The following is a 24,729-nucleotide window of genomic DNA, read 5'->3' as shown; positions in this document are numbered from 1 at the left end:
TACAGTCTATAAAAGGAAGTTTAGATTGGTAGAACAAAAAGACAGCTGGCTAGGTTGTGTTGAATGGTTATGTAAGCATTTTAATGTTCGTAGCCATCCTTCCAAAATAGTGTCTGGCCTACCTTTAAATGAAGGAAGGCTCAATGAATCCCTTTTCCCAAGAGCCATTGAGAAATCGGGGTTAACGCTGAGCCATGTAAAAAAAGAATTACTGACTCAATGTCCGTTCCCCGTTGTTGCTGTTAATTCCGCGACAGGAAATCCTGTTGTCGTCACGCAAGACGCCGGTGACCACTTTCAAGTATTGGATTGCGAAAGCAACTCAAGCCAAGAAACATCGTTAAAAGACTTGGTTGCTCAAGTCGAATCGTATGTGTGGCAAGTGGGTGCTCAAGCTCTTGATGATGCGCGTGTTCAATCCCATGAACGTAGCGAGAATAAATCCAACACCCGTTGGTTATGGCGTGTCGTCAAAGAAGTAAAACCTTGGTATCGAGACCTGTTTATCGCTTCATTCTTGATCAACTTGCTCGCGCTAGTCGTGCCTCTTTTTACCATGAATGTGTACGACCGCGTGGTGCCAAACCAAGCGTTTAACACGCTTTGGGTTCTGGCGGCAGGCGTTGGTATTGTCGTTATTTTTGATTGGGTATTGAGAAGCTCACGAAGCTCTGTGACTGACATGGCTGGGCGCTATATTGATAACAAGTTGTCTTCCCAATTGTTCTCAAAAGTCCTTGGTATGAAGTTGGAAAATCGACCTCAATCGGTAGGTGCATTTGCCAGACAGCTTCAAGATTTCGATAGCGTGAAAGACTTCTTCACCTCCATCTCTTTAGTCACGTTAGTCGACCTCCCATTTACCTTGCTGTTCCTGTTCCTCATCGGTTGGCTCGGTGGCGCGATGATGTTCATCCCAGTCGCAATTATGCTGGTATTGATTGTGCTGAGCATTGCGATGAAAGGTAAAGTCGAGAAAACATTCGATGAAACCGCACGTTTGTCGACACAAAGACAAGCACAGCTGTTTGATTGCTTAACAACTCTTCCAGATATCAAGCAAAACAACGCTGAAGGTATTACTCAGAAGCGATGGGAGCAGACTATTTCTTCGCTCTCTCAATGGCAGACTCAGTCTCGTCACTATTCCAATATCGTGACTCATTCCATTCAGTCGAGTCAGCAGATCGTTACCATCACTCTGATTATCTTCGGCGTGTATCAGATCTCTGAAGGCTTGCTGAGCATGGGTGGCTTGATAGCTGTGGTGATGTTGAGTGGACGTGCCGCGAGCTCGGTGAATCAACTTTCCCTTCTACTGCTGAGATTCCAACAAACTCGCTCGGCTGTTGAAGGGCTCAATCAGATCATGGACTTACCTCAAGAAGAGTCTAAGCACCAAGTGATTGATAAGGGTGATTTCGATGGTGGAGTAAGGCTGGATGAAGTCACGTTTACTTATCCAGAGACTCAAAGCTCCGCGCTAAAGGAAATCTCTTTGGAGATAAAACCGGGTGAGCGAGTTGGCCTTGTTGGCGCTGCTGGTGCAGGTAAAACCACGCTTTTATCGATTGTTGCTCGACAGTATTTGCCAACAACAGGACAAGCTTTCTATCAAGAGATTGATGGGCAGTTATGGCCAACCAGTGTCTTGCGCAGTGGCATGGGTTGGGTAGGGCAAACCACTAATTTGATCTTTGGCAGTGTTTACGACAACGTCACCTTGGGCGCAACCAATGTTGATGAAGAAAAGCTAAGACAAGCGCTGCAACAGTCGGGTCTCAACGGTTATATGGGACGTTTAAGCAATGGCTTAGAAACGCCAGTCGGTGAATGTGGCCGGTTACTTTCAGGAGGCCAACGACAAGCCGTTGCGATTGCAAGAGCGCTATACCGCTGTCCGAAATTATTGATCATGGATGAGCCAACCAGCGCTTTGGATAATCAAGCAGAGATACAGTTTTTCAACGCACTGCAAAGTATGCCGAGAGAAACCTCAATGCTGATCAGCTCGCACAAATCTTCCTTCTTGATGATGTGCGACCGCGTGGTTGTATTGGATAAAGGTCAGATCGTGGCTGAGGGTGAGCCAAAAGATATTCTCTCTCTACAGAAGAAAAGTGCACCCAAAGGAACCAGTCGCTTCAAAACGGTTTCAGTGGTTAAGGGAGGTCGTCATGAGTAATGATATTCAATGGACCAACAATCACTTGGCATTCCGTTCTCGCAAGCTGATTTGGTTAAGTGCGCTACTCATTATCTCGATTATTGGTTGGGCGACATGGGCAACTTTAGAAGAAGTCGTCATTGGTGAGGGCAAAGTTGTCCCTAGTCTTTCTGTGCAAACTATTCAAAGTTTAGAAGGCGGATTAGTCCAAGAGATCATGGTGCGACAAGGTCAATCTGTGGCGAAAGGACAACCACTGGCTAAGTTAGAAGACACGCGTTTTAAAGCGGCCTTTTTAGAGTCGGCTCAACAGGCCGATACTTTGCTTGCTCAACAGTTGAGATTGAAGGCTGAACTGTCGACCGTGGTTTTAAATAACGATGCGAAAGAGTGGTATGAGCGAGTGATGTTAGTCCCGCAAGATATTGTCATCGACGCATCAAGTCACCCTGCTTTGATGAATGCGAAAGCCAACTATCGAGAACGTCTGGGACAATTGAAATCTGAACTGGAAGAGGCGGCACTTCGCATTGAGCAACAAGATCAAGCGCGATTCGATACACTCAATAACATTCAGACTCTAGAAAGTAGCTTAGATATTGTTATTAGAGAGCGCAACATGCTGAAAGACGTGGTTGCCAGTGGTGCGGTTGCAGAAGTTGAACTGCTTAAGTTAAACCGCGATGTAGTAAAGCTAAAAGGTGATATTGCCAGTTCAAAAGTAGCCTCCCAGAAACAAAGAGCAGCCTATTCAGAATCGGTAGCCGATCACAGAAGCATAGCTTTAGATTTTCGCGCCAAAGTTCAAGGTCAGTTAAACGAAGTTGCCAGCAAAATAGCTCAGTTGAACGAAAGCCAACAGGCGATTGCCGACCAACTAAAACGGACTCAAATTTTAGCGCCTGTTGATGGCACGGTGAAAGAGATCTTTGTTCGTACTATTGGCGGTGTCGTTCGTCCCGGCGAGCCGATTATTGAGATCATTCCATCAAACAGTGATTTGATTGTTGAAGCTAGAATTTCACCTCAAGACATCGCGTTTGTTCATAACGGATTAGGCGCAACCGTCAAATTCTCTGCGTATGACTTTGTTATCTATGGCGGTCTCAAAGGTAAAGTGACTTATGTCAGCGCCGATGCGTTACAAACAGAAGACGGTAATGCTTACTACCGAGCCCACATTCAATTAGATGAAGATCAACAACACAACTCTGCGTTCAGTATTATCCCGGGGATGCAGGTTGCGGTGGATATATTAACGGGTGAAAAAACAGTATTGAGTTATTGGTTGAAGCCAATTTTACGAGCTAAGGAAAACTCACTTCGCGAGCGATGAAGTGTGTTAAAGCATAAATATAAAAGGAAGTGTAATGCATTCAAAATTCTTACTCTCTTCTTGCTTATTAGTGAGCGGGCTGTCTCAAGCAGCCTCATTAGAAGAGTCCGTGGCCTTTGCCATCGACTACAGTCCAGAGATATTGGCGCAGTACTCCCGATACCAATCGGTGGTTAGAGACGGGGACGCTGCGGGTGGTTTGTATATGCCACAAGTCAATTTGTACGCGGCGGCAGGTTATGAAGAGACTCGCTACAACAGTGGCAGCAAGCTTGATACCGATGATCGTGGCCTAACGAGAACTGAGATTGGCGTTAAAGTATCCCAGTTGTTATTCGATGGTTTTAAAACGACGTCGAATGTCGACCGACTAACGTTTGAAGCAGAAGCTGAACGTTTAACTCTGATTTCACGCGCTGAAAACGTATCGTTAGATGTGGTGAGAAACTACCTCGATATACTCAAGGCAGAGACGTTACTTGAACTGTCTAAGCGTAACGTAAAAGAACACCAAGAGATCTATCAAGATATCCAAGACAAGAAGAGTAAAGGTTTGAGCAGTAATTCGGATCTGGCTCAGATCTCTGCTCGTGTTGCGACAGCACAATCTTCATTAATCGCTGCTCAAAACAACCTATTTGATCTACAGACTCAATACCTGCGCTTAGTCGGTAAACCTGCTGTGAACTTGGTTTATCCACGTTTTGATTATGCTTTGTTACCAAGCTCAGCACAGGTTGCACTTGAACAAGCTGTTGAGAATCACCCTGAAATCCAAGCCTCTTTGCTTGATATTGATGCCGCTCGTAAAGAGATGCGCCGCGAGAAAGGGGATTACTACCCAGAGCTTAAGCTCGAGCTTCATGCCAACAAAAATGACAACGTGTCTAACCCACCGGGTGGTGTCGATGAAGATGCGCGTATCATGTTAACGATGGATTACGACTTGTTTAATGGCTTCTCTACCGACTCCAGAGTTGAATCATCTGCTTGGCGAGTTGAAGAAGCAAGAGCGATACGATTACGAACGGAGCGTGAGGTTAAAGAGGGCACTCAGCTCGCTTGGAACGCCTACAAAATGCTTGAGCAGCAAAAATCGCTACTTCAACAAAACGTAGATGCAGCAAAAATTGCAGAGCTTGGTTATATCCAACAATTCAATGTAGGAAGACGAAGCCTATTAGACGTACTTGATGCGAAAGTAGAAGTCTTCTTGGCTCGAAGAAACTTTATTAGCACTGAATACGATCAAACGTTGGCGGCATACCGAGTTTTGAACGCGATGGGCATGTTGACCTACGCGTTGAGAATTGAGCATCCAGAAGAGTGGCAAGGGGAGAACAAGTAATGAGATATTTTAAATTAGCGCTACTTAGTTCTATCTTGCTGATGGGGTGTGCAGAAACGCCCGATACGACGATGACTCGTCATCAGATTGATGATTTGGCAGATAATGATCGTGATGGTGTTATCAATCAGCGAGATCTGTGTGCCGATACACCTGAAGGTGTGACGGTAGACATTAAAGGCTGTGCCAACTGGAAAATTGTTGAAGACGTTGAAGTATTAAGCGTGGCATTTGATTTCGACAAATACGTTCTTAAACCAGAACACACCACCGTGTTAAACGAGTTGGTGCGTTTACTTGGGGAGCAACCTGATGCCTCAGTGACCTTAGTCGGTGATACGAGTTCAGAAGGTACTAATGTTTATAACAAAGCGTTGGCAAAGAAAAGAACAGGTGTGATTCGTGATGCACTGATTAATAGAGGTATTGATGGTCAGCGAATCTTCGAACAAGAATTTACTCAGATAACCAGCTTAACTCAGCACCTTCATAAGCGTAAGCGTAGAACCATTGCGGTGTTAAAAACAGAGAGCATGGAAGTAAACCCATCTTGGAATATTTTTACCTCAGAGATGCAGCTCGACAGCAATAGCGATGTTGAATCTAAGACATCGATTGACCCAGTAGGAGGCCAGTAATGAAACGTCTATCTAATAAATCGGGCTTACTGCTTGCGGCTGTACCTGCGTTTTTTTCTGTATCAACGTTAGCGAATGACGTGAGTGATATTGGTTTGGTCGCGATTGAGCCTAATATGCAAGGGCTCGTTGAAGATCTGCTTAAGAGCCAAGAGATCGATCTAGAGGTTTTACTGAGTGATAGCGTCCCTGAGCAGATGATCATGCAACGCTCACGTGTTGGTATTACTTCCAAAAAGTGGACTGACAAAGAGATGGCTAGGTTCGACATGCGCTACGGCTACAGACCGACCGAGCTGATGTTTACCGCCGATGTAATTGCGATTTTGGCGAATGAGAATAACCCAGCCACATCCATCAGCGTTGCTGAACTTATCGATGTGTTTGGGTGCTCTAGCGACCCTAAGCATCCGAAATGGACTCCAAGCAGCGACGTTCGTGATGGAGAAAGCCTAGACACACACATGTTGCCTTTCGCTATCGACCACAACTTGCAAGGCCATACCACCTTTTCAAATTGGGTCGAATGTGGAACTGACGGGGAATATGCGAATACTCAATTCTTAGCAGATCTGCCGGATCTGATTAATAAGATTGAGGACGAAGATGCCGCTATTGGTTACACCGTTTACTCGGATCAAATCTCTGATGTGAAATGGTTAAGCGTGGTCGACAACCTAGGTGTGAACTACGACTTGAACAAAGAAACGATTCTCTCAGGTCGTTACCCATTAGCAACGGTTTACTATATGTACCTGAATATTCCAGCGCATCGCAAAGACTTTACGGAACAGGAGAAGTTCTTTGTTGGGCTTACTCTGTCGGAAGAACATCAAGGTGTGTTGAACCAATACGGTTTCATCAGTTTGCCGCCAGAAGCTATCCAACGGAATAAAGTAAGACTATCGCTTGAAGAGCCTGCGATCGAAGGTGGTTATAAATGATTGGTGTAACATTCTGTAATTGGATTTGCGGAATGGAATTGTTAATTTCGTAATGGTTCTCAATGTGACGGATTACGTTATTCGGCGATAGAATTTATCTAACGGGCATATATGCCCGTTTTTTTCGCCTAAAGTTTGTGGCTTGAGCGGGTGTTTGTTGATTGGTCACGTATAATGAACGCTTCATACCGCGCGAAATAAACACAATTAATGAGAACTCTTCCTGTTTTAATCTTACCTTTGTTATTGGCTCTGAATACCTTTTCATTTTCTGTGCAAGCGAGTGAAAGTTGGTGGTTGCGAACGGTATTCAACAGCAGTTCAGCTCAACCTAGTTCTCAAAATTATGTTAACGATAATGACCTAATGGATTGTGGCGAGATCGAAGGTGCTCTTCTGTGCAGTGATTTGACGCGGTATTACGATCTGGATGTTTATGTTGAATTGGAGTTGGGCGACTCAAGCGTCGAGGTGGTTCGCTTAAACCTGCCATATTCGAACCTAAGTTACACAAAGCTTCAGGCATACCTTCGCCAAGATGGCTTTGCTCTCAGTTCTATTCGTATTGGGGAAGCTGAGTTTGATGTGGCCGCTCAACTCGAACAAGCGAAGCGTGAGGGAGTTGGTTACGACATGGTAGATAAACAACTCGTCAAATTCATCAATACTCCACATCATTCCTCTGAGCAAATGAGTTTATGGAATGTGCCTAGTTCTTCCTCATATTCTTCAGTTCCTTGGATTCAATTACATAGTGATGGTGACAACTTAACGGTTGAACTAAATCGTCTTTAATTGCTCAAATTTATAGATAGTTTCGTAATTCATTAGGGTAAACAAGCCTTTTGGGAGAACGGCTGACTGGCAGACAGCAAGCTATTATTGATTTAAGTGTTCGTTTTTCTGTCGCTCTCACATTTTTAGTAAGCGTTTACCTTTGCCATTTGTTATACGTTGAGCCCTCGGTAAAACGAGCTTACGATACGTTCAGTATTGATAAAGGAGACAACCCATGGTTGCAAGAGTAACGACAGCGCCACAAGGCCCAGAACTTTCTGAGTTGGTGCAAGGATACTGGCGTACAGCAGAGTGGGGCATGACCCCGCAACAACGCCTGACTTTCCTGAAGCAGCACATTGATCTTGGTATCACAACTGTTGATCACGCGGATATTTACGGTAACTACCAATGTGAAAAGTTGTTTGGTGAAGCATTGGCGCTTGAGCCAAGCCTTCGTGATGATATCCAAATCGTCACCAAGTGCGACATCAACTTGTGTGGTGACCACACTCCTGATCGCAAGATCAATCACTATGACACTAGCGCGCACCATATTTACCAATCAGTAAATAATTCTCTAGAGCGCTTGGGTGTAACCGAACTGGATGTATTACTGATTCACCGCCCAGATGTACTGATGAATGCAGATGAAGTAGCAGAAGCGTTCGCTGAACTACATAAGGTCGGTAAAGTTAAGCACTTCGGTGTCTCTAACTTTTCACCACGTCAGTTCGACTTACTGCAATCTCGACTAGGTAAGCCACTGGTGACTAACCAAGTTGAAATCAATCCATTGAACTTCGAAGTAGCCCACGATGGTACGCTAGATCAACTGCAGATGAACCGTATTCGTCCAATGGCATGGTCTTGTCTCGGTGGTGGTAGCATCTTCAGTGGCGATTCAGCACAAGCAATTCGCGTTCGTGATGAGCTAGAAGCGATTCGCCAAGAAGTGGGTGCGGACAGCATTGACCAAGTGATTTACGCTTGGGTTCGCCGTTTACCGTCTAACCCGATCGCGATTATTGGCTCAGGAAAGATTGAACGTGTGAAGACTGCCGTTGATGCACTGAAAATCGAACTGACTCGTGAGCAGTGGTATCGCGTATGGGTTGCGTCTAAAGGCCACGGTGTGCCATAGAGACCTTTGGGGTCTGGCATTTATCCTCAGACTTAGATGTTTCAACGTAAAAAACCAGCACCCCAGCTGGTTTTTTTGTATTCGCCTAACATGTTGCTCCAAAACTGTGATTAAGGTGGAATAATTTTCAAAAACACTCATAATGCACTCTGTTTTTCACCAGTTGGATATTTCCATTGAGCACTTCAAAATTCTCTTCAATCGCCCTTAAGCCAGAGCTTCTAAATACGTTAGATTCTCTTGGTTATACTGAAATGACGCCTATTCAAGCGTTAAGTCTTCCTATTATTCTGGATGGCAAGGATGTTATCGGTCAGGGTAAAACGGGTTCAGGTAAAACAGCTGCCTTTGGTTTAGGCGTGCTGCAAAACCTACGCGTTAAGCGTTTTCGTGTTCAATCTTTAGTGTTATGTCCGACTCGTGAGCTTGCAGACCAAGTAGCAAAAGAGATCCGTACTCTTGCTCGTGGCATTCACAATATTAAAGTGCTGACACTATGTGGCGGTATGCCAATGGGGCCACAAATTGGTTCATTAGAGCATGGCGCACACATTCTTGTGGGCACTCCTGGTCGTATCCTGGACCACCTAGAGAGAGAGCGTATTGACCTGTCTGAGTTGAACACACTTGTGTTAGATGAAGCCGATCGCATGCTGGAAATGGGTTTCCAAGATGCACTAGATGCTGTTATTGAAGCAGCACCAAAAGATCGTCAAACGTTATTGTTCAGTGCAACTTTCCCTAAACAGATTAAATCTGTTGCAGACCGCATCATGAATAACCCTGAAATGGTGAAGGTTGAATCAACGCACGATCACTCAAGCATCCAACAACACTTTTATAAGGTTGAAGGTACTGAAGCTCGTGATGACGCACTAGAGCTAATGCTTCTTCATCATCAACCAGAGTCAGCGGTTGTGTTCTGTAATACTAAGAAAGAAGTACAGAACGTAAATGATGAGCTAAGCCACCGTGGTTTCAGTGTTATCGAGCTTCATGGCGACATGGAACAGCGTGAACGTGACCAAGCTTTGGTTCAGTTCTCAAACAAAACCATCTCTATCTTGGTTGCAACAGATGTTGCTGCTCGTGGTCTTGATGTTGATAACCTAGATGCTGTGTTCAACTTTGAGTTGTCTCGCGATCCTGAAGTACACGTGCACCGCATCGGTCGTACTGGTCGTGCAGGAAGCAAAGGTGTCGCAATTAGCTTCTTTAGCGAAAAAGAGATGCACCGTGTTGCTCAAATTGATGAGTACATGGATATGCCAATCGAACCGTCACAGTTGCCAGCTAAGCCAATCGCTAAGCCATATTACTCTAATATGGTAACTATCCAGATTGATGGTGGTAAGAAAGCGAAACTTCGCGCAGGTGATATCCTTGGTGCGTTGACAGGCCAAGGCGGTATTGATGGTAAATCAGTAGGTAAGATCAACTTGTTCGCGATGCGCGCTTACGTTGCTGTAGAAAGATCAATGGCTAAGAAAGCATTAGGTAAAATCGAATCAGGTAAAATGAAGGGTCGTCAATTCCGCGCCCGAATTCTGAAGTAGTTCAAGATTGTAGCCCTTTATTGTAAGTGTCTTGTTAATGACATCGCAGTAAAGGGCTCTCCACAATTTTTAACCTAGGCTTTCTTGCCAAGGTTCGCCTACCAGGGATATCCAGAAAATAATTATTCGTCAGGTCTGAGCGAATAAATATCGTTGATATGTTTCCCTTCACTAAGATACCAAGTCATCGCTTCCTGTCGATTACTCGCGTTTATCGTAATTGTGGTTAGTTTTCCATCGTCAAAATAGCAAAGCTCGTACTCTAACTCGCTTGTATAATGAGGAGTAGCGGCCATAGCTTACCTCCCAAATATTAATCATTTGAAAATAAAGAAACCATTCGTTTATAGGGTTCGTTTACATCAAATGAGCAATAAAAATCAAGTTACATCACTGCCATTAATTATTTTTAGTTTAATCATTTGCCGAAATAGCTAGATTAGCAAGTCTGAGTCTCAATTTATCTCAAAGTTTTTACGACCACTGCTTATTAAGACTACTTTTATAATAGCTAGAATTAGCGTTATAAGAATTAGAGCTAGCCTTAAAAGGGTGAGTTAATGGATTTGTGGCTTTGATGAATACCGTGGGAGGGTTAAATGAGAAAGTGTCGATGGTTAGTTTTATTAGTCTGTTTTGTTTTCGCTGGGTGCGGGACTAAATTTGCCTACAACAATATAAGCTGGTTTGCGGTTAGCTATATTGAAGACTTTGTTTCTCTATCCAACAGTCAAGAATCAGAGCTCGAAGATCGCCTCGACTTATTACAGCAATGGCACAAAGAAACTCAATTGCCGCTGTATATTTCGCAATTAGAAGCGATTCAAAACCTAGATCGTTCTGATATGAACTCTACTTTTATCATTGACCAAAGTGAACAAACTAAAAATCATATTCGCTCAATCGTTAATAAGTTCGCTCCCGATATTTACGCGTTAAGTATGCAGCTTACCCCTGAGCAAGATAACGAATTCTTAAAGAACTTTAGAGAGAAACAACAAGACTATTACCAAGAAAGTTTGTCATTGAATGACGAAGACTCTAGAGAGCGATACCGAAATCGATTAGAAGACAGGCTAGAACGATGGTTAGGGTCGGTATCGAAAGAACAAAAAAATATTATTATGGCTTGGTCACAAGAGTGGATAAATACCAACGACAACTGGCGGCAATATCAAAATAATACCTATCAAGATTTATCGATACTTGTTGAAAAGAAGACCGATCTGCATATTGCTCAGCCGATTATTATGAAGCTTCTGCTTAACCATGAAGCTTATTATCCTGATGATCTTGAGGCTACACTTGCCAAGAACATGGAGACATCCGCTAAGTTTTTGGTCGATATCGCGGCAGTGAGTAGTGATAAGCAATGGTCTTATCTCATGAATGAGTTAGAGAGCCTCAAGTCAACGTTGATTACATTGCAAGAGTAGTGCGCCTCTAAGCAAAATCTGTATATTGTAAGGCTGATCTCACGAAACGAATCAGCCTTTATTTCATTCTAGGGTTTGTGTTTGAGCGTTTAATTTCGATTACTCATTAGCAGCTTTGGAATAGATCCTTTAGCGGTCTTAGATATTTTCTGCATCAATTGAAAGCTCGGCTGTTGAATGCCGTGGTCACTTTGCAGTTTATCAATCATCAATAACCATAAGCGTGCTGTCATTTCTGAATCGGCTAACGCTCTGTGAAAAGTACCATCGTTGTCGATATTTTTGAAACGTACAAGGTCACCCAGTTTATGAGTGGGTGCGTCTTGAATCAGGCGGCGAGCAATCAACATTGAGCAAGCGAACTTGCCTGTGTAGTCTCGGCCAATAAAGTCTAATTCCGCATCTAGAAAGCGTTTATCAAACGACGCATTGTGAGCAACCAGTTGGCTGTCTTGGATAAAGTCGGCAAACTCATCCATGACTTCTGTGCAGCTTGCTGCGGTGCTTAGCATACGGTTACTGATTCCGGTATAGCTTTCGATAAATCCACTCACGCGAAATCCGGGGTTCATGAGCTGCTGGAAGGTGTCGACGACTTCGCCGTTAACCAATTTAACCGCACCGATTTCAATCGCTCGGTCACCCATGTTTGGTGATAAGCCTGTGGTTTCGAAATCGAGAACGATAACGGAGTCTGCGGAGTTTGGAGCCATCGTGTTTCCTAATACTATTTATTTAGTTGTATCGCTTTATATGGAGCGCTTGGTGTTGCTATGGGGCAAATCTATTGCGTGTTGCTGCTAATAGTGAGCTCAGTGTAACCCGTCGAATCATCATGCTCTCTGTTGAAGGTCAAAGTGTTGTAGCGGTGAACAATCAATTCAGCGGTGGTCGCGATAATCGTCCCTTCAAGCAAGTGCCCGCCAATTACATTGCCATTTTCATCAGCAACGGATATATGAACATGTTGGTGGCTCGGGGTTAGCGTTGCCATCACAGATACGATTTCGAACGGAGCTTTTATGAGCTTAGTGTTGTTCGCGTTAGCTAAACGAATATTGAGCTGTGAAACACACCCGACACAAGACGCAATAGAGCCTGCCGAGATATTGTGCGTTGTCACTAGTTTTTGGATCTCAAGCTTTAGATCTTGGCCTCTAGTTAATCTCGTTACGATAGGGGTGATCATCTAGTTACCTGCCTTGTATTCGTGTTTCAAAGAACAAAACGAAGCCGTATTGGGCTTCGTTTCATTTATATTTTGATTAACGCGACTCTCGCATTGTCTAAATTTGAAATTACTCAGGTTGCTGCAGGTCTCTTTTCTTTTTAGGCACGAAGTTCAATACAGAGATTGGCACTTCTTTACGTGGTTCGAAACCTTCAACTACACGTCGTTCAATCAAGTGACCAAGACGTTTTTCAATAATACATAGGTTCTTGAAGTTGTCTTTCGATAGGAAAGAGATCGCTTCACCAGACGCGTCCGCACGGCCTGTACGACCAATACGGTGAACATAATCGTCCGCAGGGAATGGGATGTCGTAGTTAACTACGCGGCTTAGGTTATCGATATCGATACCACGCGCAGCAACACCAGTCGCAACCAAGTATTTTAGGTTACCTTTCTTGAAATCAGCTAAGATTTTTTCACGAATCGCTTGGCTACGTCCACTGTGGAAAGCCTCTGCTTGGATACCACGTTTTTCCAGTTGAGCAACTAACTTCGCCGCGCCGTGTTTGGTTTCAATAAAGATAAGCGCTTGGTCCCAATCACCGTCAGTAATCATATGGCTCAATAGTGCCGACTTACGATCTTTATCTACTGTCACCAACCACTGTTCGATGTTCGCTTTAGAAGCGTCAGTTTTGGCAATAGAAATCTCTTCTGCCTCATTGATTGCGCTTTTCGCTAGGGCACGGACAGGCGTTGATAGCGTCGCTGAGAACAATAGGTTTTGGATGTTTTGTGGTAAACGCGCGATGATCTTGTTGATGTCTTCAATAAAACCCATGTCTAGCATGCGGTCAGCTTCATCAAGAACCAGAACTTCAACTTCATCAAAGTGAACTGCACGTTGTCCGTACATGTCGATCAAACGGCCTGGTGTTGCCACAAGAATATCTACGCCTTCAATAAGACGATCTTTCTGGTGTTGGTAAGACACGCCACCGTACATCGCTAATGATGTAAGGTTTAGGAATTTCGCGTACTTAGTAATGTTCTGTTCAACTTGAACCGCAAGCTCACGCGTAGGTGTAAGAATAACGGCGCGAATGCGTTTTTTACGCTGTGTTTCACCTTTACTTAGCATTTCTAAGATAGGGAGAACAAAGCTCGCAGTTTTACCTGTACCTGTTTGTGCAGCAGCAATAAGGTTCTTACCAGAAAGTACAATCGGAATTGCTTTTTCTTGAATAGAGGTTGGCTTTTCATAGCCTTGTTTTGCAACGGCTTTAACAATAGGTGAGCTTAATCCAAGCTTGGAAAATGGCATAAGTTTCTCGGTATGATTTGGCTAAATAGCGATGGAAAGGTTTAACAATCTTATACAAGGATAAGATTAATGGCGGCATTCTACCATGTTGCTTGTGTACCGCTAGTAACATAGACACTTTAGTTGGATAATACTGACTCAATAAGACGACGATAAGACAGGGATGTATGGAAATTACGCCGAATGAACGCGATGCAGTATATAAAACGATTTTTTCTCGCCGAGATGTTCGTGGTCAGTTTCTTCCTGATGAGATCCCTGAAGACGTTCTGATGCGAGTGTTAACCGCAGCGCACCATGCTCCCAGTGTCGGTTTTATGCAACCTTGGGACTTTGTCGTCGTTCGTGATATCGAAACCAAGCAACAGATCAAAGCAGGCTTCAATCAGGCTCATGCCGAATCTGCAGAAATGTTCACCGATGAAAAGCAGGCGATGTATAAGCGTCTAAAGCTTGAAGGCATCGTTGAATCACCTATCGGTATCTGCGTGACTTGCGACCGCAATCGAACCGGAAAGGTTGTTCTAGGCCGAACCATCAAGCAAGAGATGGATTTGTATAGCACCGTGTGTGCAGTTCAAAATCTGTGGCTCGCAGCAAGAGCTGAAAACCTAGGACTAGGCTGGGTGAGTATTCTTCACGACTCAACATTGCGAGACGCATTAAATATCCCGGAAGACATCGATATCGTGGCGTACTTATGTATCGGCTACGTTGAACACTTCAAAGATAAACCCGAACTTGAAACCATGGGCTGGTTACCAAGAAGAGACGTCAATTCTGCGATTCATGAAGGGAAGTGGAACTCAGGCCAAATCAAGTCAAACGAAGAGTAATGGTATCTACTCACATCAATCTCAGCGGTTAGTATCAAGATCTAAAAAAGGGCTCATTGAGCCCTTTTTGATATTTGCTAGTTGTTATCTAATTTAGATATACAGACCAATTTAGATAAGCAAATTGAGAGCTTAAGCGATCTCAATCTTCTCAGCTTGGTTCTGTTCTACCATAGACAGTGCTAGTGCTTCTGCAGCCTTAATACCATCGATACCAGCAGACAGGATACCGCCTGCGTAGCCTGCACCTTCACCTGCAGGGAAGAAGCCCTTTAAGTTGATGCTTTGATAGTCTTTGCCACGCTTGATGCAGACAGGAGACGACGTACGAGTCTCGACACCTGTTAGTAGGCCGTCTGGTGTAGAGAAGCCTTTGATCTTCTTCTCGAACGCAGGGATTGCTTCGCGAATCGCTTCGATAGCAAAATCAGGTAGCGTTTTTGAAATATCCGTTAGGTGGATACCTGGTGTGAATGATGGTTTTACTTCACCGATTTCGCTTGGATCACGGCCTTTTAGGAAGTCACCGATTTTCTGTGCTGGGGCGTCGTAGTTTTCACCACCAAGTACATAAGCCCCTTTTTCTAGCTCACGTTGTAAACGGATACCAGCCAATGCATCACCTGGGTAATCACGTTCAGGGTCGATACCCACCACGATGGCGCTGTTTGCGTTACGCTCAGCGCGAGAGTATTGGCTCATGCCATTCGTTACCACGTGGCCTTCTTCAGACGTTGCAGCAACTACAGTGCCACCCGGGCACATACAGAAGCTGTATACAGTTCGGCCATTTTTACAATGGTGAACCAATTTATAGTCCGCAGCACCTAGGATTGGGTTGCCCGCATTCTTGCCGAAGCGAGCTTCGTCAATCATTGCTTGTTTGTGTTCAATACGGAAACCAACAGAGAAAGGCTTCGCTTCCATGTAAACGCCACGTTCGTGCAGCATTTCAAACGTATCACGAGCACTGTGGCCAACAGCCAGTACTACGTGACGAGATTTAATCTCTTCACCGTTAGAAAGCGTCAAGCCAGTGATTTGACCATCTTCCATATGAACGTCGTCTACGCGCGTACTGAAACGGATTTCACCGCCTAGTTCAATGATAGAAGCACGCATTTTTTCGATCATAGTAACCAGTTTGAAGGTACCGATGTGCGGCTTACTTACGTATAGAATCTCTTCTGGTGCGCCAGCTGCAACGAATTCTTCGATTACTTTACGGCCGTAGTGCTTTGGATCCTTTACTTGGCTGTAAAGCTTACCGTCAGAGAAGGTACCAGCACCGCCTTCACCAAATTGTACGTTTGATTCAGTGTTCAGTGTACGCTTACGCCAGAAACCAAAGGTATCTTTAGTACGTTCACGAACTTCTTTACCGCGCTCAACGATGATCGGGTTGAAGCCCATTTGAGCAAGCACTAGGCCAGCGAACAAACCACAGGGGCCAAAGCCGATAACGACAGGGCGCTCGGTTTGGTTCTCAACCGCTTTCGCCACAAATTTGTACTCCATGTCAGGAGTCACTTTTACGTGTGGGTCGCTGATGAATGGCTCTAGCAGCTTAGCTTCGTTTTCAACGAGAACGTCAAGCGTGTAGATAAGTAAGATTTTTGATTTCTTACGAGCATCGTAGCCACGTTTAAAGATATTAAAAGAAAGTACCTGATCAGCGTTAATGCCAAGCTTCGCTTCAATCGCGTCTTGAATGGCTGACTCTTCATGGTCTAGTGGGAGTTTAATTTCGGTTAAACGTATCATTTTGATGTCTCGTTTTTATAGGTGTCTTAGCTCGATCGTATTCTTAATACAGAGTTTGATGAAAACGCTGATGTTGAAAGAAGCGATAAGCTCACAATGGCGCGCATTTTACGAGAAATTGATTTATCTGTCATACTAATTTGGAAACATGGGGCAAATAGACTCGATATTAGAGCCTTATGATGTTGAATTTTGCTTTGGGATGAGTATTATCCCCCATTCTTCAATTTTGACTAACTTATAGAGCAGAGCATCATGGCATTTGTCGTAGGCGATAATTGTATCCAATGTAAATACACAGACTGTGTGGCGGTATGCCCCGCAGATGCGTTCCATGAAGGCCCGAATTTCATGGTAATCAACCCAATCGAATGCATTGATTGTGGGTTGTGTGTACCTGAATGTGACGCTCAAGCGATCTTCCAAGAAGATGATCTTCCAGAAGACCAAAAGATTTTTATTGAAGTGAATGCCGAGCTTGCAGAAATCTGGCCTGTACAAACAGAAGTAAAAGCACCGATGGATGACGCTGAAAAGTGGAATGGTGTGTCTGATAAGTTGGCAATGCTAGAAAAGTAACGATTAAAACGAACTCAAATAAAAAGGCGTACTGATTTAATCAATACGCCTTTTTTAATGTCTGAACACTGTCGACTGGCTCGTTAGCTTATGAGATCTAGCTATGCTGACGACGCATGTTGTCGAGAATGATGCCTGTCGCCATTGCCACGTTCAAAGATTCTGCGCCACCGAATGCTGGAATCGTAATCTTATCAGTTACGTATTTAGCCGCATGTTCACGAATGCCGTGAGACTCACTGCCCATCAATAAAATACCGTTGGCAGTAAATTCCGTCTGATGAACGCTTACGCCTTCTAAAAACGCGCCGTAAACAGGCAGGTTCGCTTGCTCTAAGTATTCAGGTAAGTCTGTTTGGCTTACGTGTACTCGGCCAAAGCTACCCATGGTTGCACTGATCGTTTTAGGGTTGTATGGGTCTGCACAATCGTTGCTCGCAACGATATGCTTAATGCCATACCAGTCTGCTACACGAATAATCGTACCTAGGTTGCCCGGGTCTGAAACGCCATCCAGTGCAATCATCAGCCCAGTTGCTTCTGGCAGTTCAAATGTTGGGATCTCAACGACAGCAATCGCCGCATTGTTACTCACCAAAGTACTCGCTTTGGTTAGGTCATCCAGCGAGGCTTCAACACAATCAAACTCAAACAGTGAAGCGTGATTTTCAGATAAGAAATCAGCGGTAGCAAAGACGTTCTTCACGACTAAGTCACTATTGAACAGCTCAAGAACGTTCTTTTCACCTTGAACTAGAAACAAGCCGTGGGCTTTACGTTGTTTCTTTTGGCCCAAAGCACGAAGGAGTTTTAATTGGTTTTTTGAAATCATGTTTTTATCCTAGATATAAGCCCGCGCATTATAGAGCAAAGGTTGGAGAACCAAAAGCGTGATAGCTCAATGCGATCCACATAAAAAGCAAAAGCGACCCACTTAACAAAGAAAAGCGCACTAAATAGTGCGCTCTTGCGTGAATTACTGCCTAAGACTAGGCTAGCCCTATTATTTAATACGGAGCAGGGTAGCGCTTAAAGACGGTGTTGATATCGGTGAGAATCTCTTGTGATAGCGGCTTACTGAAAGCGACCACGTTCTCTTTCAGTTGTTCCATGGTCGTTGCTCCAATAATTGTAGAAGTCACGCCATCGACCTGATTACACCATGCCAAAGCCAGTTGGCTCGGAGTAAATCCGTGAGCATTCGCTACTTCAACATATCCTTTTACGGCTTCATTGGCAGATTCTGTGTCGCGGAAAATACCTTTACGTTGCATGTAAGTCCAACGGCTGCCTTCTGGTCTTGCACCATCAATGTATTTGCCACTTAACATACCAGCAGCCAAAGGCGACCATGGTAGGTAAGCGACGTCTTCATGCACACAGTTTTCAATCAAATAAGGCCAATCTTTCGCGTGCAGCAGGCTAAATTCATTCTGAATAGAGACCATTCGCGGTAAATCATGCTTCTCACTGAGCTTAAGGTAAGTGTTAATGCCCCATGTTGTGTCATCTGATAGTCCTACATAGCGAATCTTACCTGCTTTAATACAGCTCGCCAGTGCTTGGAGGATCTCCAACATCTCCGCTTCATGCTGCTTTCGGTCAATGTCACTGAATCGAATATGATTGGGGAAATGTTTACCAAAGTGAGGTGTTGTACGATTTGGCCAGTGAAGCTGGTAAAGATCAATATAGTCAGTCTGTAGACGTTTTAGTGATGCATCAACAGCTGCTATCACTGCTTCACCGGTTATAGGGCCGCCATCTCGAACCCAAGGTAGCCCCGGGCCTGCAATTTTACTTGCGATGATTAATTCTTGGCGGCGTTGAGGGTTGCGTGATAACCAGTTGCCGATAATCGCTTCTGTTTTGCCGTAGGTATCAGGAGAAGGTGGCACAGCATACATCTCTGCGGTATCAACAAAATTAACACTTTGGCTCAGGGCGTATTCGATTTGTTGGTCGGCTTGTTGTTGAGTATTTTGCAGCCCCCAAGTCATGCTACCAAGACAGATTCGGGAAACGGGAATTTGACTACTTCCTAGTTTTGAATATTCCATTGAATTCGGGATTCCTGTGGTTAAGTTCTCTGGTACTCGCATTATAGTTTTTGAAAAGGGGCGAGTGAGGAATGAAAACGAATATGAATTATTAGCACAAAATGGCACGACAAGGTATGGCTGGGGGAAGTTTAATGAGTCATTTCTCAGCGTAGCGAGTGAGCTAGCTGCATAGTCGTGGAGCTATAGATATAAAGCAGCGGAGTTACAACACGTGAATGGGTTCGACGCCTGAATAGGGCGTTATAGAAATAGAGGATAAAGAGTCAAAGACAAAAGAGCTCTACATCAACGAGAAGTAGAGCTCTTTTATTAGGGGTTCTATAAATACTGTCTGAGTATTGATTAAGTTACGAGGTCGCGTTGGTGTCAAACCCACCTTGAGATTGCGCCTGTTTTAGAGCTTCCTGCCTTTGAACTTCTTTCTCAGTCAATACTGGTTGAAGCGTTTCCTCAAAGGCTTGAGGAGATAAAATGAAATATTTATTAATCGTCATAACTGTGTCTCCGTGTAACGTATGACAGATTCTGCATCAAGGATAAATAGTGATCATCATCCACTTTGTACTTTTTTTAGGCTGAGAGCGAAGGGCGTAGAATGTGTACAAAGTCATCGTTTATCATCCGTATGCAATATTGAACTGACGAAACCCTCTGATTTCAAGTATAGGAAGCTCGTCTAATTTCGCACAATAATGATGTAGAGCAATTACATAGATGGTCAGGGGCGTAAGATGAAAAACCTCGTTACTGACTCTGTGTTCGTATTTGTTTAACGATGCATCGCTTATCGACATAATAATTAGGTCAGTAAATCAATTACTTAATCCATGGTGAGATGAATTATGGAAAAGCTTGTAGAACGCTTCCTGAATTACGTTACTTTTGATACTAAATCCGATCCTTCTAATCAGCAGTGCCCAAGTTCACCGGGTCAAATAACATTTGCTGAAGCCTTAAAATCAGAATTGATCGCATTAGAGTTAACTGATGTCTCTTTAGACGAAAATGGTTATCTGATGGCGAAACTGCCGTCGAATGTCGATTACGATGTGCCTGCCATTGGCTTTGTCGCACATATGGATACCGCTCCTGATGCTTCAGGTGCGAACGTAAAACCTCAAGTGATTAAAGATTACCAAGGTGGCACGATTGAATTAGGTGCAAGCGGCGAATGCCTGAATCCAAGCCAATACCCAGATCTTGATAGCCTGCATGGTCATGACCTCATCACTACCGATGGCACGACACTGCTTGGGGCAGATAATAAGGCGGGTATCGCTGAAATCATCAGTGCGATTGCTTACCTTAAAGCGAATCCAGACATCAAACACGGCGATATTTGTATTGGCTTCACGCCAGACGAAGAGATCGGCCGTGGTGCGAACCTGTTTGACGTTGAAAAATTTGGCGCCGAGTGGGCATACACCATAGATGGTGGTCCAGTAGGGGAGTTGGAATTTGAGAACTTTAATGCCACGAGTGCTGATGTTATCTGTCATGGTGTAAACGTTCACCCAGGTACCGCAAAAGGTAAGATGGTGAACTCGATGAACATCGCTGCTCAATTCCAATTGATGATGCCAACGCAAGAAACACCAGAATGTACCGAAGGTTATGAAGGTTTCTATCATTTGAAATCAGCAGAAATGGGTGTGGCTCGTTCCGAACTAGGTTACATCATTCGTGATTTTGAGCGTGAGGGCGTAGAAGCACGCAAGACTTTCATGCAGCAAAAAGTGGATGAGTTGAACGAACGTCTAGAAAAAGGACGTGTTGAATTGGTGCTAACAGACAGCTATTTCAATATGAAAGAGATGGTGGAACCACATCAACATATTATCGAGCTAGCGAAGCAAGCAATGATTGAATGCGATGTTGAGCCAATGATCAAGCCTATCCGTGGTGGTACTGATGGAGCGCGTTTGTCATTCATGGGACTGCCATGTCCGAATATCTTCACTGGTGGCTATAACTTCCACGGTATTCATGAGTTCATTACGATTCAAGGGATGGAACAAGCAGCAAAAGTGATTGTTGCGCTTTCCCAACGTACGGCTACGCACTACCAAGAATAGCCATTTTAAAACGCGATATCTCTTTGTATTTTTGAGAGTATTCAATAATACTCTCCTTAAGCATAAGGGAGTACGCGATGAAAAAGTTAGTTTTACTTTGCACCCACTTAGCCGTGGGTGCTTTTGGTTTTGGGCTTGGTGTTTATGCTCTGCCTATCTTGATAGAGCCAGATTCACCTTCAATAAATTCTGTTGAAGTGATCAGCCAGCAGGCGATTTATACCGGTGAGTTTAGCAAAGACCGACAAGACAGTGACTTTTTGCATTGGGGAGAAGGGAAAGTATCAGTCACTGAAAGTACGATCGCTTTTGAAGGTGAACTGGCACCGGGACCGGATTATAAAGTTTACCTATCACCTAAGTTCATTGAAACCGAACAGGCCTTCAATGATAGTAAAAGCGATTTACTGAGAGTCGGAGATGTAAAAACATTCGACCGATTTATGGTTGAGCTGCCTGAAGGTACTGATCTTAATCGATTTAATACGGTTGTGATTTGGTGTGAAACTTTTGGCCAATTTATTACTTCTGCCAAAATAAAATGATAGCCTTAGCTAAGCTGATTTAGGCACGCAAAAAAGCGCTCTATTTTTGAGCGCTTTTTTATAATGCTTTCTCAGCCAGTTCTTCAAATGCTAATTGTTGTAAAGCTCGTTGCTGTAAAGTTCGTCGTTATAAAGATTAATTGTTGTAATACAAAGGAATACGTAATGGAAAAGTTGTGGCAAGTGATCGATTTCTTACTCGCTAATAAGTTTATTTTTAGTGTGCTGATCATCTGCATTATATTAATAATCCGACGAATCACTTTGTCTCGAATCCGTGGTGATGTCGCTTTTCTCAGTGAAGATCAACGTAACTGGATGTCACGCACCAAGAACGGTACTTTTGCCATTATTATGGTCACTTTATTTGTGCTGTGGAAATCTGAAATCAGCGAGTTTGCACTGTCTGTGACGGCAATTGCAGTTGCTATAGTCGTTGCATCGAAAGAGATCATTTTGTGTTTTACCGGTTCTATTCAACGTGCGAGTTCACGTTCATTTAGAATTGGTGACTGGATTGAAGTGGGTAAAATTAGTGGTGAGGTGATTGAGCACAACTTGATGGCGACTGTGATTCAGGAAATCGATCTCTATCACGGGCAATATCACTTTACTGGTAAGACTGCGACATTACCAAACAGTATGTTCTTCACTTATCCAGTGAAAAATCTTAACTTCATGAAGCGCTATGTTTATCACAACTTCTTTGTGACGGTAAAAGATTTCGTCAACCTATATCCAATGGTGCCGGGTCTTATCGAAAAAATTGAAGAGCATTGTGAAGAATTTATTGATGTTGCGCGCCGTTATAATGGGGTGATTGAAAAGCACGCTGGTGTTGACCTTCCAGGTTCTGAGCCTCACATCCATATCACAAGCAGTTCAACGGGTGAGCAAGAAGTACATTTTATGATTTTCTGCCCAACAGAAAAAGCGATTCACTTGGAACAAGACATTCGTAAGGATTTTATGGAAGCCTACGCTATAGAATTCCCGACCAACGCTTAATACCTTTAGGCGTTATGCGTGTTATGCTTACTAGATACTAGATACTAGATACTAGATACTAGATATAGAGAATAAAAAGAAAGCCGAGAGCGATAATATCACTCTCGGCTTTTTTGTATTTGAAATCGAGCTATATCCTAGAAGTTCATTTTCTTAGGTTAACCTACTGAAATTAGTCTAGATCGGTGAGTGGTAGCCAATCAACGGTTACTCCAGCCTGTTCAAACATATCTTGGCTTATCTTGATCTTATCTCCCCAACGAGAAAGGAAGTCTTCACTTTGCTCTGGGCAGTGTACAGCGGAGATACCAGTTTGAATGATCTTTGCTGCGCAATTTGGACAAGGGAAGTGAGTTACCCAAACTTCACAGCCATCTAAATCACGCTTGGCGAATAGAATTGCGTTCTCTTCAGCATGCAGTGTTTTGAGGTATTTCATTTCACGATCATCAGTATCAGCGCTATCAGATACACCATGAGGATAGCCATTAAAACCTACTGATACGATTCGGTTGTGCTTAGTGATTACGGCGCCGACTTGAGTTGAAGGATCTTTACTCCAAGAACCGACCAATTCCGCCATTTGATAGAAACGTTTAGCCCATTTTGAAATCATGAGAATTCCTTAACAATTAAATGTGAATGCTTATCTGTCCGACAATACATGATGTTAGACAATATCCATAGAGAACAAAAGCTGAGGGGTTGATTTACCTAGGAATTGTAACGCGTTTGTAATCACTTTATAAGCACTTAGTTTCAATTAACATATTGATACACTTTGGCTAGTTATAATTGATATTCCTCGGACAATGGTGACGGATGTGTTACGTAACTTTTATGCTGTTCAATTTCTCATAAGTGACGGTATAACCATGCGTAAAAAGTTAATCCTTACGGCTCTTGCAAGCTCTCTTTTTCTTGCTGGATGCGGGCAAGATGCCCAAAATGCCAAACAAGCGCCTTTACCTCTCGTAGCTGTACAGGATGTTAGTGTTATTTCTCACCAGCAAAGTAAGTCATACATCGGTCGTATTGAAGCCGTTGAAGACACTGCGATCACTGCGCAGGTTTCAGGTTATTTACAAAGCCGTCATTTCAAAGAAGGTCAAATGGTCGAAAAGGGTCAATTGCTTTACTCAATTGAGCCATCCTCATTTGAAGCTGAAGTTGCGAGTGCGAAAGCATCTGTTGCTCAAGCGAATGCCAACCTTAAAAAAGCCGAGCTTGATTTCAACCGTGGTAAGAACCTACTTCCAAAAGGCAGTATTTCTCAATCGGAATTTGACGCATTGACAGCTTCATTACTCGGTTCTCAAGCACAACTTGAAGCAAGCCATGCTCAGTTAAACGCCGCGAATGTTCAGCTTTCTCATACTAAAATCGTTGCGCCTTTCTCTGGAAGAATCAGTGACACTAAAGTAAGTAAAGGTGATCTAGTTTCACCGTCTTCAGGTGTACTGACTACATTGGTTAGCTTAGACCCAATCCATGCTTCGTTCAGTATTAGTGAGCGCGAACGCATTGAGTTAGGTATGGATCGTATTGAAGGTGATGGCAGCAGTGATTCTGCTCGTGTTGAAGTAGAGATCGTGTTGGAAAATGGTGAAGCATTCGAACACCTAGGCCAACTCGACTTTTTAGGCAACCGCATTAACTTAAATACTGGCACGATCGCGATGCGCGCCATTGCTGATAACCCAATGCAACAATTGTTACCAGGCCAACATGTTCGTATCGATCTTCGAGATAAACAATCTATTGATGTCGTGACGATTCCCCGTCGTGCGGTTCAAACCGATTTAGAGGGTGACTTTGTGATGGTGCTAGTAGAAGGCGACGCAACACCAATAGCTGAGCGCAGAAATATCGAGATGGGTCGACAGGTTGAAGGCGGCGTGATCGTTCACTCTGGATTAGAGAAGGGCGACGCGGTCATCACTCAAGGCTTACAGCGTGTGCGTAATGGTATGTCTGTTCGCATTCAACCTTCTGCTGCTGAACAAGCCGAGTAA

General features: G+C 43.8%; 24 protein-coding genes. 15 read left to right on the top strand and 9 right to left on the bottom strand.

Annotated elements, in window-relative coordinates:
* Nucleotides 1-25: 25 nt before the first annotated feature.
* The 8 genes from OCV36_RS22405 to dbpA all read left to right on the top strand — a co-directional run bounded on the left by OCV36_RS22405 (nt 26) and on the right by dbpA (nt 9,910).
* On the top strand, nt 26-2,185 hold the full coding sequence (locus tag OCV36_RS22405) for a type I secretion system permease/ATPase (RefSeq protein WP_135457358.1): 2,160 nt from the start codon (nt 26-28) through the stop codon (nt 2,183-2,185).
* Nucleotides 2,178-3,503, top strand: a complete 1,326-nt coding sequence (locus OCV36_RS22400) for an HlyD family type I secretion periplasmic adaptor subunit (RefSeq protein WP_135457356.1) — start codon at nt 2,178-2,180, stop codon at nt 3,501-3,503. Before OCV36_RS22405 ends, OCV36_RS22400 begins: the two co-directional genes overlap by 8 nt.
* A 34-nt stretch (nt 3,504-3,537) precedes the next feature.
* Nucleotides 3,538-4,851 carry a TolC family outer membrane protein gene (locus OCV36_RS22395; protein WP_135457354.1) on the top strand — a complete coding sequence of 438 codons (1,314 nt, stop codon included), beginning with the start codon at nt 3,538-3,540 and terminating at the stop codon, nt 4,849-4,851.
* Nucleotides 4,851-5,489: an OmpA family protein gene (locus OCV36_RS22390; protein WP_065207025.1), complete on the top strand. Its 639-nt coding sequence runs from the start codon at nt 4,851-4,853 to the stop codon at nt 5,487-5,489. Before OCV36_RS22395 ends, OCV36_RS22390 begins: the two co-directional genes overlap by 1 nt.
* Nucleotides 5,489-6,433: a PstS family phosphate ABC transporter substrate-binding protein gene (locus OCV36_RS22385; protein ID WP_135457352.1), complete on the top strand. Its 945-nt coding sequence runs from the start codon at nt 5,489-5,491 to the stop codon at nt 6,431-6,433. The genes OCV36_RS22390 and OCV36_RS22385 overlap by 1 nt, the downstream gene beginning before the upstream one ends.
* 210 nt (nt 6,434-6,643) lie before the next feature.
* Nucleotides 6,644-7,228, top strand: a complete 585-nt coding sequence (locus tag OCV36_RS22380) for a hypothetical protein (protein ID WP_135457350.1) — start codon at nt 6,644-6,646, stop codon at nt 7,226-7,228.
* A 217-nt stretch (nt 7,229-7,445) separates the two neighbouring features.
* On the top strand, nt 7,446-8,354 hold the full coding sequence (locus OCV36_RS22375; RefSeq protein ID WP_108118039.1) for an aldo/keto reductase: 909 nt from the start codon (nt 7,446-7,448) through the stop codon (nt 8,352-8,354).
* Nucleotides 8,355-8,530: 176 nt separating this feature from the next.
* Complete coding sequence (gene dbpA, locus OCV36_RS22370; RefSeq protein WP_017074818.1) at nt 8,531-9,910, top strand: ATP-dependent RNA helicase DbpA; 1,380 nt, start codon at nt 8,531-8,533, stop codon at nt 9,908-9,910.
* Between the two features lie 122 nt (nt 9,911-10,032).
* Here dbpA and OCV36_RS22365 read toward each other — a convergent pair whose 3' ends face one another.
* Complete coding sequence (locus OCV36_RS22365; RefSeq protein WP_065207028.1) at nt 10,033-10,206, bottom strand: RNA helicase; 174 nt, start codon at nt 10,204-10,206, stop codon at nt 10,033-10,035.
* A 303-nt stretch (nt 10,207-10,509) separates the two neighbouring features.
* Here OCV36_RS22365 and OCV36_RS22360 point away from each other — a divergent pair, with 303 nt between their 5' ends.
* Nucleotides 10,510-11,346 carry a DUF6279 family lipoprotein gene (locus OCV36_RS22360; protein WP_135457348.1) on the top strand — a complete coding sequence of 279 codons (837 nt, stop codon included), beginning with the start codon at nt 10,510-10,512 and terminating at the stop codon, nt 11,344-11,346.
* Nucleotides 11,347-11,435: 89 nt separating this feature from the next.
* On the opposite strand, the gene OCV36_RS22355 is transcribed toward OCV36_RS22360, so the two are convergent.
* The 3 genes from OCV36_RS22355 to OCV36_RS22345 form a co-directional block, all read right to left on the bottom strand.
* The gene (locus tag OCV36_RS22355; protein ID WP_135457346.1) at nt 11,436-12,059 is read right to left on the bottom strand and encodes a 3'-5' exonuclease; all 624 of its coding nucleotides are present in this window, start codon (nt 12,057-12,059) and stop codon (nt 11,436-11,438) included.
* 71 nt (nt 12,060-12,130) lie between these two features.
* A complete protein-coding gene (locus OCV36_RS22350) occupies nt 12,131-12,535 on the bottom strand; it encodes a PPC domain-containing DNA-binding protein (protein WP_135457344.1) in 405 nt (134 codons plus the stop codon).
* A 109-nt stretch (nt 12,536-12,644) separates the two neighbouring features.
* The gene (locus OCV36_RS22345; RefSeq protein WP_135457342.1) at nt 12,645-13,844 is read right to left on the bottom strand and encodes a DEAD/DEAH box helicase; all 1,200 of its coding nucleotides are present in this window, start codon (nt 13,842-13,844) and stop codon (nt 12,645-12,647) included.
* A gap of 167 nt (nt 13,845-14,011) precedes the next feature.
* Here OCV36_RS22345 and bluB point away from each other — a divergent pair, with 167 nt between their 5' ends.
* Nucleotides 14,012-14,680 (top strand): 5,6-dimethylbenzimidazole synthase, encoded by a 669-nt coding sequence (gene bluB, locus OCV36_RS22340; RefSeq protein WP_135457340.1) that lies wholly within the window; start codon nt 14,012-14,014, stop codon nt 14,678-14,680.
* Nucleotides 14,681-14,812: 132 nt separating this feature from the next.
* On the opposite strand, the gene OCV36_RS22335 is transcribed toward bluB, so the two are convergent.
* Nucleotides 14,813-16,444, bottom strand: a complete 1,632-nt coding sequence (locus OCV36_RS22335) for an NAD(P)/FAD-dependent oxidoreductase (RefSeq protein WP_135457338.1) — start codon at nt 16,442-16,444, stop codon at nt 14,813-14,815.
* A gap of 255 nt (nt 16,445-16,699) precedes the next feature.
* Between OCV36_RS22335 and fdxA the strand changes: the two genes are divergently transcribed.
* Entirely contained in the window at nt 16,700-17,023 is a 324-nt protein-coding gene (gene fdxA, locus OCV36_RS22330; protein WP_017074827.1) for a ferredoxin FdxA, read from the top strand.
* 97 nt (nt 17,024-17,120) lie between these two features.
* Here the strand turns inward: fdxA and OCV36_RS22325 are convergent, their stop codons facing one another.
* From OCV36_RS22325 to OCV36_RS22315, 3 genes are all read right to left on the bottom strand, one after another.
* Entirely contained in the window at nt 17,121-17,855 is a 735-nt protein-coding gene (locus OCV36_RS22325) for a TrmH family RNA methyltransferase (RefSeq protein WP_135457336.1), read from the bottom strand.
* 175 nt (nt 17,856-18,030) lie between these two features.
* The gene (locus tag OCV36_RS22320; protein WP_245300934.1) at nt 18,031-19,023 is read right to left on the bottom strand and encodes an aldo/keto reductase; all 993 of its coding nucleotides are present in this window, start codon (nt 19,021-19,023) and stop codon (nt 18,031-18,033) included.
* 410 nt (nt 19,024-19,433) lie between these two features.
* Nucleotides 19,434-19,580 carry a hypothetical protein gene (locus OCV36_RS22315; RefSeq protein ID WP_017074830.1) on the bottom strand — a complete coding sequence of 49 codons (147 nt, stop codon included), beginning with the start codon at nt 19,578-19,580 and terminating at the stop codon, nt 19,434-19,436.
* 348 nt (nt 19,581-19,928) lie between these two features.
* Between OCV36_RS22315 and pepT the strand changes: the two genes are divergently transcribed.
* The 3 genes from pepT (at nt 19,929) to OCV36_RS22300 (ending at nt 22,714) form a co-directional block, all read left to right on the top strand.
* Complete coding sequence (pepT, locus tag OCV36_RS22310) at nt 19,929-21,161, top strand: peptidase T (protein ID WP_135457331.1); 1,233 nt, start codon at nt 19,929-19,931, stop codon at nt 21,159-21,161.
* Between the two features lie 77 nt (nt 21,162-21,238).
* A complete protein-coding gene (locus OCV36_RS22305; protein ID WP_135457329.1) occupies nt 21,239-21,706 on the top strand; it encodes a DM13 domain-containing protein in 468 nt (155 codons plus the stop codon).
* A 165-nt stretch (nt 21,707-21,871) separates the two neighbouring features.
* Nucleotides 21,872-22,714: a mechanosensitive ion channel family protein gene (locus OCV36_RS22300; RefSeq protein WP_017074833.1), complete on the top strand. Its 843-nt coding sequence runs from the start codon at nt 21,872-21,874 to the stop codon at nt 22,712-22,714.
* A 172-nt stretch (nt 22,715-22,886) separates the two neighbouring features.
* Here OCV36_RS22300 and OCV36_RS22295 read toward each other — a convergent pair whose 3' ends face one another.
* The gene (locus OCV36_RS22295; protein ID WP_135457327.1) at nt 22,887-23,330 is read right to left on the bottom strand and encodes a dCMP deaminase family protein; all 444 of its coding nucleotides are present in this window, start codon (nt 23,328-23,330) and stop codon (nt 22,887-22,889) included.
* Nucleotides 23,331-23,589: 259 nt separating this feature from the next.
* On the opposite strand from OCV36_RS22295, the gene OCV36_RS22290 reads away from it, so the two are divergent.
* A complete protein-coding gene (locus OCV36_RS22290; protein WP_029225033.1) occupies nt 23,590-24,729 on the top strand; it encodes an efflux RND transporter periplasmic adaptor subunit in 1,140 nt (379 codons plus the stop codon).

The sequence above is a fragment of the Vibrio echinoideorum genome (assembly GCF_024347455.1).
Lineage (GTDB): Bacteria > Pseudomonadota > Gammaproteobacteria > Enterobacterales > Vibrionaceae > Vibrio > Vibrio echinoideorum.
The sequence above is the reverse complement of the archived record's forward strand: the minus strand, read 5'-3'. Positions and strand labels throughout refer to the sequence as shown.

Excerpts from the sequence above, each read along its gene's own strand:
- OCV36_RS22400 (WP_135457356.1), top strand. The coding sequence starts at position 2,178 with ATGAGTAATGATATTCAATGGACCAACAATCACTTGGCATTCCGTTCT.
- OCV36_RS22395 (WP_135457354.1), top strand. The coding sequence starts at position 3,538 with ATGCATTCAAAATTCTTACTCTCTTCTTGCTTATTAGTGAGCGGGCTG.
- OCV36_RS22390 (WP_065207025.1), top strand. The coding sequence starts at position 4,851 with ATGAGATATTTTAAATTAGCGCTACTTAGTTCTATCTTGCTGATGGGG.
- OCV36_RS22385 (WP_135457352.1), top strand. The coding sequence starts at position 5,489 with ATGAAACGTCTATCTAATAAATCGGGCTTACTGCTTGCGGCTGTACCT.
- OCV36_RS22380 (WP_135457350.1), top strand. The coding sequence starts at position 6,644 with ATGAGAACTCTTCCTGTTTTAATCTTACCTTTGTTATTGGCTCTGAAT.
- OCV36_RS22375 (WP_108118039.1), top strand. The coding sequence starts at position 7,446 with ATGGTTGCAAGAGTAACGACAGCGCCACAAGGCCCAGAACTTTCTGAG.
- OCV36_RS22365 (WP_065207028.1), bottom strand. The coding sequence starts at position 10,206 with ATGGCCGCTACTCCTCATTATACAAGCGAGTTAGAGTACGAGCTTTGC.
- OCV36_RS22360 (WP_135457348.1), top strand. The coding sequence starts at position 10,510 with ATGAGAAAGTGTCGATGGTTAGTTTTATTAGTCTGTTTTGTTTTCGCT.
- OCV36_RS22355 (WP_135457346.1), bottom strand. The coding sequence starts at position 12,059 with ATGGCTCCAAACTCCGCAGACTCCGTTATCGTTCTCGATTTCGAAACC.
- OCV36_RS22350 (WP_135457344.1), bottom strand. The coding sequence starts at position 12,535 with ATGATCACCCCTATCGTAACGAGATTAACTAGAGGCCAAGATCTAAAG.
- OCV36_RS22345 (WP_135457342.1), bottom strand. The coding sequence starts at position 13,844 with ATGCCATTTTCCAAGCTTGGATTAAGCTCACCTATTGTTAAAGCCGTT.
- bluB (WP_135457340.1), top strand. The coding sequence starts at position 14,012 with ATGGAAATTACGCCGAATGAACGCGATGCAGTATATAAAACGATTTTT.
- OCV36_RS22335 (WP_135457338.1), bottom strand. The coding sequence starts at position 16,444 with ATGATACGTTTAACCGAAATTAAACTCCCACTAGACCATGAAGAGTCA.
- fdxA (WP_017074827.1), top strand. The coding sequence starts at position 16,700 with ATGGCATTTGTCGTAGGCGATAATTGTATCCAATGTAAATACACAGAC.
- OCV36_RS22325 (WP_135457336.1), bottom strand. The coding sequence starts at position 17,855 with ATGATTTCAAAAAACCAATTAAAACTCCTTCGTGCTTTGGGCCAAAAG.
- OCV36_RS22320 (WP_245300934.1), bottom strand. The coding sequence starts at position 19,023 with ATGACTTGGGGGCTGCAAAATACTCAACAACAAGCCGACCAACAAATC.
- OCV36_RS22315 (WP_017074830.1), bottom strand. The coding sequence starts at position 19,580 with ATGACGATTAATAAATATTTCATTTTATCTCCTCAAGCCTTTGAGGAA.
- pepT (WP_135457331.1), top strand. The coding sequence starts at position 19,929 with ATGGAAAAGCTTGTAGAACGCTTCCTGAATTACGTTACTTTTGATACT.
- OCV36_RS22305 (WP_135457329.1), top strand. The coding sequence starts at position 21,239 with ATGAAAAAGTTAGTTTTACTTTGCACCCACTTAGCCGTGGGTGCTTTT.
- OCV36_RS22300 (WP_017074833.1), top strand. The coding sequence starts at position 21,872 with ATGGAAAAGTTGTGGCAAGTGATCGATTTCTTACTCGCTAATAAGTTT.
- OCV36_RS22295 (WP_135457327.1), bottom strand. The coding sequence starts at position 23,330 with ATGATTTCAAAATGGGCTAAACGTTTCTATCAAATGGCGGAATTGGTC.
- OCV36_RS22290 (WP_029225033.1), top strand. The coding sequence starts at position 23,590 with ATGCGTAAAAAGTTAATCCTTACGGCTCTTGCAAGCTCTCTTTTTCTT.